We start from the raw sequence: 11,931 nt of genomic DNA on the forward strand, positions 1-11,931 counted from the left end.
ATGAGGTTTTATTCTGGTCTTACCAGTTAAGTGTAAGCGAAATATTAATAAAATGTAAAACCCTGCAATACTTAAAAGTGATCTGAATGGAGTAATGCTTCTAAATTTTGGATCAAGCCCGGGTAACAGGAGGCGATTTACGCTGAATGTGGCAAATCTTGCAGGCTAACTCTCGACAGAGGAAATCGTTTGGGTAAACTCATCGGTAACGAAACTCTCCGGTTTGTAGAGAGTTTGTCTGCCAGCAGCGTAATAAAGAGAATATACCTATGTACCAGGATCTGATTAGAAGTGAATTAACTGAAGCGGCCGATGTTCTGAACAAGTTTCTGAGCGACGAGCACAATCTGGCTCAGATTGAAGCCGCAGCGAAACTGATCGCTGACTCCTTTAAACAGGGGGGTAAAGTACTGTCATGTGGTAACGGTGGCTCACACTGCGATGCCATGCACTTTGCTGAAGAGTTGACCGGTCGTTACCGTGAGAATCGCCCGGGTTACCCTGGTATTGCCATTTCAGATCCAAGCCACCTGTCTTGTGTGAGCAATGATTTTGGCTACGATTTCGTGTTCTCGCGCTATGTTGAAGCGGTCGGTACTAAAGGGGATGTGTTGTTTGGTCTGTCGACGTCCGGTAATTCTGGCAACATCCTCAAAGCGATGGAAGCGGCACAAGCGAAAGGCATGAAAACCATCGCTCTGACCGGTAAAGACGGCGGTAAAATGGCCGGTGTGGCCGACGTGGAAATCCGCGTTCCTCACTTTGGCTATGCAGACCGTATCCAGGAAGTACATATTAAGATTATCCACATTGTCATTCAGTTGATTGAAAAAGAGATGGCGTAATCAAGAACCCCGGGCTGCGGCCCGGGACTCTGGGATAGCTGAAAGGTGAAGTGTGGTTTAAAGAGGAGTGGTTTAAACCATGTGTGAATTGCTCGGCATGAGCGCTAATGTGCCAACCGATATCTGTTTTAGTTTTACCGGCCTGATGCAGCGTGGCGGACGTACCGGCCCGCATCGTGACGGGTGGGGAATCACCTTTTATGAAGGTAAAGGCTTTCGGACCTTTAAAGATCCCAGCCCAAGCTGTCAGTCAAAAATTGCGGAACTGGTTCAGAATTACCCGATCAAAAGCTGCGCGGTGATCAGCCATATTCGTCAGGCAAATCGCGGTGCTGTGAACCTGGAGAACACCCACCCGTTTACTCGTGAATTATGGGGGCGCTACTGGACGTTTGCTCATAATGGTCAGCTGACGGATTATCAGCATCTGATTTCCGGTCGCCATCGCCCGGTCGGTGAGACAGATAGTGAAGTTGCCTTTTGCTGGCTGCTAGATGAGCTGGAGCATCGTTATCCGCAGATCCCTGAGGATATGACCGAAGTATTTGCCTACATTGCTACGCTATGTGACCAGTTACGTGCCAAAGGCGTGTTTAACATGCTGTTGTCCGATGGCGACTACGTGATGAGCTATTGCACTAACCACTTATACTGGATTACCCGTCGCGCGCCATTTGGACATGCTGCGTTGATCGATGAAGATGTTGAAGTCAATTTCCAGGAAGAGACCACACCGAATGACGTGGTATCGGTGATCGCGACTCAGCCATTGACCATGAATGAAATCTGGCAACGCATGAAGCCCGGAGAGTATAACCTGTTCCATTGTGGCGAGCTGATTGCAACCAATGTTGAGCAACTGGCGGATGTTGAGTTTGTACCGGGTAAACCGGGAGACCAGTCGCCGAAAGCGCCATTGGCGTAGCCCCGGCATCTGCCAGTCGTTGGGGCGGGTTGGGACAAATAAAAAGGGTTGATATGCTATCAACCCTTTTTTGTTGTCAACTTTGTCCCGGACGCAGACGGTTACTGGTCAGGATGGCCGTGGATGCCGAGCGGATTACCATCAAGATAGGCTTTACCGTCTTTCATCTCTAGGCGTCCTTCAACAAACCACTGGGTCACCAGTGGGTAGATGCGGTATTCCTGCTCCTGAACGCGTTTGGTCAGGCTATCCACCGTATCTTCATCGTAGATGGGTACACTGGCTTGCAGAATCACCGGGCCACCATCAAGTTGCTCGGTAACGAAATGAACACTGGTACCGTGCTCTTCATCACCGGCATGGATAGCGCGTTGATAGGTGTTCAACCCCGGGTATTTCGGCAACAGTGACGGGTGAATATTGATCATGCGCCCCATGTAATGGCGCACGAATTCACTGCTCAGAATTCGCATGTAACCGGCCAGAACTATCAGGTCCGGCTGATATTCATCGATCTGTTGCATCAGGGCGTGATCGAATGCATCACGCGTTTCAAACGCTTTTGGATCGACAAACACTGCAGCCGCACCTGCTTTTTTAGCCCGTTCTAAGCCATAAGCAGTTGCTTTGTTTGAAAAAACAGCCGTTACTTTGCCATCGCCAATACTTGTTTCACAAGCATCGATGATCGCTTGTAAATTGGTACCATTTCCTGAAACTAAAACAACAATACTTTTCATTGATTATTTGATCTCTACTTGCTCTTCATTTTCCTGAGCAGCGGCGATTTCACCAATAACCCATGCGGTTTCACCTTCTTGCTGCAGCAGTTCTACCGCAGCCTGAGCCTGATCTTTTGGCAGTGCAATCACAAGGCCGACACCACAGTTAAATGTACGGTACATTTCGTGAGTGTTTACATTGCCCTGCTGTTGCAGCCATGTGAAGATTGCAGGCCATTCCCAGCTCTTGCCGTCGATAACCGCTTTAGTGCCTTCTGGCAGTACGCGAGGAATGTTTTCCCAGAAACCACCACCAGTGATGTGAGAAATCGCATGAATGTCATGCTCAGCAATCAGTTTTAAACCTGATTTGATGTAAATTCGGGTTGGCTCCAGAAGGTGTTCGCCGATTGCTTTACCTTCCAGTAGCTCGTTTTTGTCAGCGCCGGATACTTCCAGGATCTTACGAACCAGAGAGTAGCCGTTTGAGTGAGGGCCGCTGGAGCCCACAGCAATCAGTGCGTCGCCGGCGGCAACTTTGCTGCCGTCAATGATATCTTCTTTTTCGACCACACCGACACAAAAACCTGCCACGTCATAGTCTTCACCTTCGTACATGCCTGGCATTTCAGCAGTTTCACCACCGATCAGGGCACAGCCAGCTTGCAGACAACCGTCAGCAATGCCGGATACTACGTCGGCTGCGGTATCCACGTCTAGTTTACCAGTTGCATAGTAGTCAAGGAAAAACAGTGGTTCAGCGCCTTGTACAATCAGGTCGTTTACACACATCGCAACCAGGTCGATACCAATGGTGTCATGCTTTTTCATATCCAAAGCAAGACGTAGTTTGGTACCCACACCATCCGTGCCTGACACCAGGACCGGTTGTTTGTATTTGGTTGGGAGTTCACACAATGCACCAAAGCCACCAATGCCACCCATTACCTCTGGGCGACGAGTACGCTTTACTGCACCTTTAATTCGTTCAACAAGCGCGTTGCCTGCATCGATATCTACGCCAGCATCTTTGTAGCTAAGAGAAGTGTTGTTGCCGCTCACGGGGAAAGTCCTCGATCTAGTTGGATATGAAAACGGCGTTATTCTACAGGGCTTAAAACAAAAAGGAAAACGTTTGCGTCAGTTTTTTTCTGCCATTTTTGTAACCTGAAATTTTTCCGCCAAATTTGATTTTTCCGCCTCGAACCGGATCCTGGATGAGGCAGGCTTGTGGGGCAAAGGTTATGTGGCACAAGGGCTAAAGGGCGGAATAAGCGCGCTGAATCGGGCCATGACAGCGCTAAAAATCCCGGACAAACGTCAACATAAGGAGAATTTCAGTGTATAATCGGAAAGTTTGATTAAATTATGCCGGAGATGGAAATGAAAGTTGTTGAAGTGAAACACCCTCTAGTGAAACATAAAATTGGCCTGATGCGAGAAGGTGATATCAGCACTAAACGTTTTCGTGAGTTAGCAACCGAAGTTGGCAGCCTGCTGACTTATGAGGCCACCGCTGACTTTGAAACTGAAACAGTCACCATTGAAGGCTGGAACGGCCCGGTTGAAGTAGAGCAAATTAAAGGTAAAAAAGTAACGGTAGTGCCGATTCTGCGTGCTGGTCTGGGCATGATGGATGGCGTTCTGGAGCACATGCCGAGCGCACGCATCAGCGTAGTCGGTATTTACCGTGATGAAGAGACACTTGAGCCGGTACCTTATTTCAATAAGCTGGCCTCGAACATGGAAGAGCGTATTGCTCTGGTGGTCGATCCTATGCTGGCGACCGGTGGTTCTATGATTGCAACCATCGATCTTCTGAAAGAGAAAGGCTGTAACCAGATTAAAGTTCTGGTGCTGGTGGCTGCGCCTGAAGGTGTTGAAGCTCTGGAAAAAGCGCACCCGGATGTTGAGCTGTACACAGCGGCTATCGATAAGAAACTTAATGATAAAGGTTATATCGTTCCAGGCCTGGGTGATGCCGGTGATAAGATCTTCGGTACTAAGTAAGCTTTAACGCGCTTGTTATCAATTGAAAAGGGAGCCAGTGGCTCCCTTTTTATTGGCAAATCATCGTGTTCGGCGTGATGGTACTATTTTTTCAGGCTCAGTGTGCCACCTTTGCGTGGCGTGACATTAGGCTTATGAGAGGTGTTGGAAACGTAACTTTTTGGTTTACGTGCAGCAGGCGCTTTGTCGCTGTAAGTCTTAGCGTTGTCGCGTTCTGCCTTGCCGTTCGACCGCTCTGACTGGCGCTGCTGGCCTTTTTTCGAGTTCGGTGCATGACGGTATTCATCGGCATTATGGCCGCGGAACGTTTTTGGGTTACGGCGTGCTTTCGAATGCTGGTTTTCTTCGCGGCTGTCATACAGCTTGGCATCCGTCGCTTTACGAATACGCTGACCATTATGGCCGACTTGTGAGGCTTCTTCCGTACTGCTCGAACCTTCACACATAGCCAGAATCTCGGCAATCTCCGCATCGGTTAGGTAACGCCATTTACCGTTCGGAATACCATCCAGAGAAATATTCATGATGCGTACCCGGCGCAGTTTGAACACTTCATAACCCAGAGCTTCACACATACGGCGAATTTGGCGGTTAAGTCCTTGAGTCAACACGATACGAAACGAAAATTTGGTTTCCTGAGTGACTTTACATGGCAGAGTCACGGTATCGAGGATCTTGACCCCTGATGCCATCTGCTTGATGAACTCAGGTGTGATTGGTTTATCGACCCGCACCACGTACTCTTTTTCATGACTGTTACCGGCGCGTAGAATTTTATTGACGATATCACCGTCGTTGGTGAGAAAAATCAGACCATCAGAGGGTTTATCGAGGCGGCCAATCGGAAAAATACGTTTCTTGTGACCGATAAAATCCACGATGTTACCTGGGATATCACGCTCAGTGGTACAAGTGATACCGGTCGGTTTGTTAAGGGCAATATAAATCGGTTTTTCTTTGCTGCGCAAAGGCTTACCGTCAATGCATACGTCATCGTTTTCGGTGACTTTGGTACCCATCTCCGGCAACTGGCCATTTATGGTTACGCGGCCCTGTTCAATCAGTTTGTCTGCTTCACGGCGTGAACAAAAGCCGGTTTCACTGATAAATTTGTTGAGGCGTTTTTCGATAGGTTGCGACATGAGTTCTCCTGACGTTTCACAACGGAATGGGCTCGCACAGCGTTAGCCACAGCAAGCGGGGCAGAGGAAAGATTCTCTACGTTAAAGCGTTAAAGCGCGCGTTTCAGCGACGCTCAGTTGGCGCGCATTGTAGCAAGTCAGCGTGATTAGCCAAGTCGTTTCTGATGGCGTTCGCGATTCTCACTTTTTTTATCGGCGCTCTTTTTCAGCAGGACGTAGACCGCGCCACTGCCGCCATGGAAACGCTGCGCTGAGTGAGCGCATTGCACGTCCTGAATCTGATTGAGCCAATTAGCAACATAACTTTTCATCATGGCTGGCGGATTAGACTTTTCACCGCGGCCATGTACGATGAGCACCGTACGGATATCCATGCGCATGCACTGCCTGAGGAAGTTGACCACTTCATCGCGTGCTTGTTTGAGCGTTTTGCGATGCAGATCGAGGCGAGCCTGAACCGGATATTTGCCCAGACGTAATTTGCGGAAAACGCCTTCCTGGACGCCGTCACGTTTGAATTCAATGATATCGTCTGGTTTAAGCATCGGCGCGAAGTCGACCGACAGATACTCAGGGTCGTCTTCGGACAGGCTCATGGCCGCTTCACGCTTGGCCAGCTGACCTTCGGTGATGGTGTGGTGCTTTTTCAGTTCAGCGGTGTCTTGTGTGATGGGTTTGACGTCTCCCATCATCTGCTGAAACAGTTCGAAATCATCCTGAGACATAATCGCATCTCGAAATCATTATTGAATATCAGGATTATACCAACGGAATGGTGTGGGTGATCAACGACTAATAATAAAAAACCGGAGCAGACAAGTTACCTACTCCGGTGCATAGCGAAATTCTATTTTGCAATAGCAGCTAAGCGATCTAGTGAGGAGATTTGTCGTTCATGACTTTGACAAATAAAGGAATCGCTGGGTAACAGCACCAGACCCAGAGCTTCAAGACAATTTTCCTAATTGCATTACCCAATAGGAGCTTGAGCTGTCAGTCTGTATTCCCTCCAAAGCGTTCGAAGACAGGACTAAGGTAAAATCTGTTGGGGGAGACGACACTGATCTGGATCAATGATGTTGCAGAGGTTGCGACAATGTTTATATTGCTGTGTTTTTAGTCACATTTTTTTGTGTTTGATTGAGTTTTAAGCGAACAAAGCAAAAATGCAAAAAAAGTCTGCTAAAGGGCTTGCACCAAAAACCAGAATCCGTACTATACACAACGTTCCCGGTGAATAGCGCAGTTTGGTAGCGCATCTGGTTTGGGACCAGAGGGTCGGGGGTTCGAATCCCTCTTCACCGACCACATTTAAAGCCTCGTCAGAAATGACGGGGCTTTTTCGTTTTTCTAGAATTTGAAATGAGAATTCATAGCATAGAGGTCGGGGGCTGGAAGCCCAGCCGCGTCGAATCCCTCATTCACCGACCACATTTAGAGCCTCGTCAGAAATGACGGGGCTTTTTCGTTTTTCTGGAATTTGAAATGAGAATTCATAGCATAGCGGTCGGGGGCTGGAAGCCCAGCCGCGTCGAATTCCTCATTCACCGACCACATTTAAAGCCTCGTCAGAAATGACGGGGCTTTTTCGTTTTTCTGGAATTTGAAATGAGAATTCATAGCATAGCGGTCGGGGGCTGGAAGCCCAGCCGCGTCGAATTCCTCATTCACCGGCCACATTTAAAGCCTCGTCAGAAATGACGGGGCTTTTTCGTTGCTAGTGTGTTTGAATTTTAGACCCTAGACCTTCACTCACTTAATAAAACTGACAATCTGCCGCTTGGGAATGATTGCGTTTGTGTACGGTAAAGCCGCGTTGTTGCAGCATACTCAGCAGGCTGTCTTGGCCGACCAGGTGAAGGGTTCCTACTACCATCAGATATTGACCCTGACTTTGGGGCAGCAACTGGCCGCTGGCCAGCTTGTCAGCCCAGTCGCGATTGCGATTTTGCACCATGGCTTGTTCCAGTTCAGGGGACATCTCGGTTAGCTGTGCCATTGAATTTAGATTGTCGGCGTCGCCGGCAATCCAGCTGTCGATCATGCATTCAGTCATGGCCTGATTTTTTTCCCAGTCGTCAAGCAGGGCCGTCAGCATCTCCTGACCCGCATCGGGTTGCTTGGTGAGCAGATCAACCTGAAACTGGACCGATTCCAGGGCCACGATGGGTTTATTGGTTTTGATGGCTTTGTCCATCAGTACGGCATCGACGCCTTGCGTCGGATGAAAGCCGAGTTGTTGCAGTTGCAGTAACTGGATTGATAAAGCGGCTTTCCATGGTGCAAGCTGGCGAAATACTTTACCGTCTTGACCCAGATCTTTAACCACCTTATCCAGCATAAAAACCTGCTCATCCGATAAAACTTGCTCAGCACTCGGTTGCCCGCTCGGGTAGCGGATATGTTGATTGTCGCGAATATCGGCTTCAACGATTAAGCCGTCTGCGTCCTGCAGAGCCTGGTATACAGGCTGCGGCAAGGGATACATTTTCGGCTCGCCAACGTGAATCGAGCCGAAAATAGTCAGTTGAAGATCGCCTTTACTGGCTTGCCAGTAGAGAGGCTCGGCTTGAAGAGAGAAAGCGGCCAACAGGCAGCATGTGGCGATAATGCGGGAGATCCCTGTCATAACGTATTCCTTGCGTATTTGAATATAATTACCTTACCGGAACCCGCAGGTAAAGGTCGACTTGTTATGACTGTTATTAAGCGGGACACCGCCTTTATTTTACGCGGAACACACATCCTTGTCTTAACGAGGAGACTAATGTCTTAACGAGGAGACTCGCCTTTACCAGCGGCAGGCCAATGGTAACAAAACTCAGCGAGGTGATGGTGCCTGTCCCGTAAAGTATGTGGATACACAATAAAGTAAAGCCCTGCACAAGGCAGGGCTGATAGGCTGAACATTACTGATTGGCGGGGTATTGCCGGTATTTGAAGCTTTGACCTTGTTCGTTAAAGGCGTACACCACGTAGGCATCTTTCTGATCGCCATACTCCATGCCCGGAGACCCCATAGGCATGCCGGGTACTGCCAGCCCCTTGGCATTTTTCGGCGGATTGGCAAGGAACGCTTTGATATCTTCAGCCGGGATATGCCCTTCAAACACATAACCATTGATTTCAGCCGTATGGCAGGATGCTAACTGTGGAGTGATCCCCAGTTGCTGCTTAATGTCATTCATATTGTTGTGCTGCTGTTCTTTAACATTAAAACCGTGCTCTTGCATATGTTTGCCCCATTCGCCGCAGCAGCCACAGTAAGGGGACTTATGGTTGATGACATCGGTGGCTAACGCCTGGCCGGAAAACGCAAACAACAGTGCAAGTCCGAGTGAGTATTTATTCATAGTTGCCTCTTGTATTCAGGAATGAAAACGAGTTTTCACCAAGCGCAGTCGGTTGGCATTACTGACCACAGTGATTGAAGACAGCGCCATCGCTGCGCCTGCGACCACCGGACTGAGCAAAAAGCCGAACGTAGGGTAGAGCACGCCGGCCGCAATCGGGATACCTAATGTATTGTAAATAAAGGCTCCCAGTAAGTTTTGTTTCATGTTCTTCACGGTGGCCCGGGACAGTTCGATAGCGCTGACGACAGCCAGTGGTGAGGAGTTAAGCAACGTCATCTGAGCGCTTTCTATGGCCACATCACTGCCGCTGCCCATCGCGATACCGATATCTGCCTGTGCTAATGCCGGTGCATCATTGATGCCGTCACCAATCATGGCAACACGGCGGCCTTCACTTTGCAACTGCTCTATTTGCTGCGCTTTCTGATCCGGCAGCACCTGGGCAATCACCTGATGGATACCAAGCTCTCTGGCAATCGCATCTGCCACGCTTTGATGGTCACCGGTCAGCATCACGGTATGAATCTTCATCTCGTTGAGGGCGCGTATGGCTTGCTGCGCGCTTTGCTTAATCGGGTCAGCAATAGCGATAAGTCCAAGTAACTGTCCTTGACAGGCAATGGCGACGGGGGTCCAGGCCTGACGGGCAAATTCCTGCAGCGTTTGCTGGGCTGTGTCGAGGTTAATCCCGCTGTGCTGGAAGTGATCCAGTGACCCGACCTGGACTTTTTGATTTTGATACTGCGCCTCCAGCCCGCGGCCTCGCAAATTATTAAATTGAGAGATGGCCGCCGCTTTAACCTGATGCTGCTTGCCGTAGTCAATAATCGCTTTGGCCAGTGGATGTTCTGAATGTTGCTCCAGCGCAACAGCCAGACTGAGCATCACGGACTCTTCGCCCTGCAAGGTGACCACTTGTTGTACGACAGGCTTACCTTCGGTCAGGGTGCCGGTTTTATCAAACACCACGGTGTCTATCTTGCTGGCGCTTTGCAGTACGTTGGCATCACGGATCAGTATGCCCATTTCCGCGGCTTTACCGACTCCGACGGTCACTGACAGTGGGGTGGCAAGGCCAAGAGCACAAGGACAGGCGATAATCAGAACCGTGGTGGCGATCACCAGCATGTAACTGGCGCGAGGTTCAGGACCGGCCCAGAACCAGATGGCGGCAGCCAGCAGAGCGATGGCGACCACGGTCGGTACAAATACCGCGGAAATTTGGTCAGCCATTTTCGCGATTGAAGGTTTACTGCTTTGTGCCTGACGTACCATCTGAATAATTCTGGCCAGCATGGTTTGCGAGCCTGTCCCGGTTGCGGTGATGATCAGGCTGCCGTCCTGGTTAATGGTTCCGGCGGAAACATTATCGCCGGCGGATTTGTGTACTGGGATCGGTTCGCCGGTTAGCATTGACTCATCGATATACGAATCGCCTTCGAGGACTTTACCGTCCACCGGAGCTTTTTCACCGGGTTTGATCCGCAACTGCATACCCTGGCTGATGTCTGCAACCGCGATCGTGCGCTCGGTGTTGCCTTCAATCAGAGTCGCTTGTTGTGGCTGCAGGTTAATCAGTGCTTGTAACGATTGGGTCGTCCGGGCTTTGGCACTGGTTTCGATGTAATGACCGAGTGAAATCAGGCCAATGATCATTGCTGTGGCCTCAAAGTAGACATGGCGTGCAGCGGGCGGGAACCAGTCCGGAAATACGACCACCAGAACGGAATAAAACCAGGCAGCGCCGGTGCCAAGTGCAACCAGAGTATCCATCGTCGCGCGGCCATGTTTTAGTGCTTGCCAGGCGCTGCTGAAAAAGCTGCGTCCGGCAGTGGCGAGTAACGCCAGGCATAGTAAGCCGATGATACCCCAGGCGATCTGATCGCTGCCGGACCGGATCATCATATTGCCGCCCAGCACGCCCCAGGCCATAAGTGGCACACCGACCATCAGGCCGGCCAGAGCACTGCGTTGATGCTCTTTTTTCACCTGCTCAAGTTGCGCCTGCTGTTTTTGCTGCTGTTCGGCCGGGTCATCGACGGATTCAGCCTGATAACCGGCTTTTTGCACAGCGGCAACTAATTGCGCGGTGACGTCCTGGGTTGCGATGACCAGTGCGCTCTGTTCTGCCAGATTAACTTGCGCGCGGTCGACACCGCTAACGGAGGTCAGCGCTTTTTCCACCGACGAAACGCAGCTGGCGCAGGTCATGCCTTTGATTAGTAAGTGCGTACTGACCTGCCTGTCGTTTGACTGTGCTGATGGTGTAATAGAGTCACGCTGAGACTGGGCAGCCGTTGTCAGCGTGTCTTGGTCAGAGTCAGGAGCGGAGGCGGTGTGAGAGACTGCGTCTGTCTTGACTTCTGCGGCTGTCTCAGAGCTTGCCGCTGTGCCAGTCAGTTGTGCCTGGTAACCCGCCTCAGCCACTTTGGCGATGATGTCATCTGCGCTTAAAGTGGTTCGGAGTGACAGTGAGTCTTTACTTACCTTCAGGCGTGCAATCTGGTTACTCTGTTCGAGCTGTTTGGTCAGTTTGTTCACACATCCCGCGCAGCTCAGTCCTTGCAGCTCAAATTCGAGAGCCTCTGCGCCCTGATAGCCCAGTGATTCGACACTATCAAGCACTTGATCCAGCGATGCATCGACATCGAGTTCGATAAAGGTCGGAGAGAGAGTCTGAATCTCGGCGCTGAAATCTTCATTAATGCGGCGCTCAAGCTTACGTGCGCAGCCCATGCAATTTAAACCCGATAAACTTAAAGTAAAATGACTCATGGTTTTCCCCTCCGATATTTAATAATAGCAGGATAAACCTTCCCCTTGCGGCAAGGTCAAGCTTTGTTCGTCACGGGCAACTTTTCAGGTCCATCCGGGCTAAAGCGCAGTTGAATATGCCAATCAACGTTGTGGACTGGGAGCTGTGGGTGCTAG

The 11,931-nt window shown here is 50.1% G+C and carries 10 protein-coding genes and 1 tRNA gene; 4 read left to right on the plus strand and 7 right to left on the minus strand.

Annotated features, from left to right (window positions below):
* Positions 1-269: 269 nt before the first annotated feature.
* Both lpcA and KNV97_RS06760 read left to right on the plus strand, forming a co-directional pair.
* Positions 270-845: a D-sedoheptulose 7-phosphate isomerase gene (gene lpcA / locus KNV97_RS06755; RefSeq protein ID WP_136482299.1), complete on the plus strand. Its 576-nt coding sequence runs from the start codon at positions 270-272 to the stop codon at positions 843-845.
* Between the two features lie 79 nt (positions 846-924).
* Entirely contained in the window at positions 925-1,770 is an 846-nt protein-coding gene (locus tag KNV97_RS06760) for a class II glutamine amidotransferase (protein WP_218562772.1), read from the plus strand.
* Between the two features lie 101 nt (positions 1,771-1,871).
* On the opposite strand, the gene purN is transcribed toward KNV97_RS06760, so the two are convergent.
* A complete protein-coding gene (gene purN / locus KNV97_RS06765; RefSeq protein ID WP_136482303.1) occupies positions 1,872-2,510 on the minus strand; it encodes a phosphoribosylglycinamide formyltransferase in 639 nt (212 codons plus the stop codon).
* A gap of 3 nt (positions 2,511-2,513) precedes the next feature.
* Complete coding sequence (gene purM, locus KNV97_RS06770; protein ID WP_136482305.1) at positions 2,514-3,554, minus strand: phosphoribosylformylglycinamidine cyclo-ligase; 1,041 nt, start codon at positions 3,552-3,554, stop codon at positions 2,514-2,516.
* A gap of 321 nt (positions 3,555-3,875) precedes the next feature.
* Here purM and upp point away from each other — a divergent pair, with 321 nt between their 5' ends.
* Positions 3,876-4,502, plus strand: a complete 627-nt coding sequence (upp, locus tag KNV97_RS06775; protein ID WP_136482307.1) for a uracil phosphoribosyltransferase — start codon at positions 3,876-3,878, stop codon at positions 4,500-4,502.
* Between the two features lie 83 nt (positions 4,503-4,585).
* Here the strand turns inward: upp and rluF are convergent, their stop codons facing one another.
* Both rluF and smrA read right to left on the minus strand, forming a co-directional pair.
* Positions 4,586-5,644, minus strand: a complete 1,059-nt coding sequence (gene rluF / locus KNV97_RS06780; RefSeq protein ID WP_136482309.1) for a 23S rRNA pseudouridine(2604) synthase RluF — start codon at positions 5,642-5,644, stop codon at positions 4,586-4,588.
* 146 nt (positions 5,645-5,790) lie between these two features.
* Positions 5,791-6,369, minus strand: a complete 579-nt coding sequence (gene smrA, locus KNV97_RS06785) for a DNA endonuclease SmrA (protein ID WP_136482311.1) — start codon at positions 6,367-6,369, stop codon at positions 5,791-5,793.
* Positions 6,370-6,875: 506 nt separating this feature from the next.
* Between smrA and KNV97_RS06790 the strand changes: the two genes are divergently transcribed.
* Positions 6,876-6,952 (plus strand) — tRNA-Pro (locus KNV97_RS06790).
* 448 nt (positions 6,953-7,400) lie between these two features.
* Here KNV97_RS06790 and KNV97_RS06795 read toward each other — a convergent pair.
* The 3 genes from KNV97_RS06795 to KNV97_RS06805 all read right to left on the minus strand — a co-directional run bounded on the left by KNV97_RS06795 (position 7,401) and on the right by KNV97_RS06805 (position 11,775).
* On the minus strand, positions 7,401-8,273 hold the full coding sequence (locus KNV97_RS06795) for a TraB/GumN family protein (RefSeq protein WP_218562773.1): 873 nt from the start codon (positions 8,271-8,273) through the stop codon (positions 7,401-7,403).
* Between the two features lie 280 nt (positions 8,274-8,553).
* Positions 8,554-8,997: a DUF411 domain-containing protein gene (locus tag KNV97_RS06800; protein ID WP_218562774.1), complete on the minus strand. Its 444-nt coding sequence runs from the start codon at positions 8,995-8,997 to the stop codon at positions 8,554-8,556.
* A 15-nt stretch (positions 8,998-9,012) separates the two neighbouring features.
* A complete protein-coding gene (locus KNV97_RS06805; RefSeq protein WP_218562775.1) occupies positions 9,013-11,775 on the minus strand; it encodes a heavy metal translocating P-type ATPase in 2,763 nt (920 codons plus the stop codon).
* Between the last annotated feature and the right edge of the window lie 156 nt (positions 11,776-11,931).

The sequence above is a fragment of the Vibrio ostreae genome (assembly GCF_019226825.1).
Taxonomy (GTDB): Bacteria; Pseudomonadota; Gammaproteobacteria; order Enterobacterales; family Vibrionaceae; genus Vibrio; species Vibrio ostreae.

Excerpts from the sequence above, each read along its gene's own strand:
- lpcA (WP_136482299.1), top strand. The coding sequence starts at position 270 with ATGTACCAGGATCTGATTAGAAGTGAATTAACTGAAGCGGCCGATGTT.
- KNV97_RS06760 (WP_218562772.1), top strand. The coding sequence starts at position 925 with ATGTGTGAATTGCTCGGCATGAGCGCTAATGTGCCAACCGATATCTGT.
- purN (WP_136482303.1), bottom strand. The coding sequence starts at position 2,510 with ATGAAAAGTATTGTTGTTTTAGTTTCAGGAAATGGTACCAATTTACAA.
- upp (WP_136482307.1), top strand. The coding sequence starts at position 3,876 with ATGAAAGTTGTTGAAGTGAAACACCCTCTAGTGAAACATAAAATTGGC.
- rluF (WP_136482309.1), bottom strand. The coding sequence starts at position 5,644 with ATGTCGCAACCTATCGAAAAACGCCTCAACAAATTTATCAGTGAAACC.
- smrA (WP_136482311.1), bottom strand. The coding sequence starts at position 6,369 with ATGTCTCAGGATGATTTCGAACTGTTTCAGCAGATGATGGGAGACGTC.
- KNV97_RS06795 (WP_218562773.1), bottom strand. The coding sequence starts at position 8,273 with ATGACAGGGATCTCCCGCATTATCGCCACATGCTGCCTGTTGGCCGCT.
- KNV97_RS06800 (WP_218562774.1), bottom strand. The coding sequence starts at position 8,997 with ATGAATAAATACTCACTCGGACTTGCACTGTTGTTTGCGTTTTCCGGC.
- KNV97_RS06805 (WP_218562775.1), bottom strand. The coding sequence starts at position 11,775 with ATGAGTCATTTTACTTTAAGTTTATCGGGTTTAAATTGCATGGGCTGC.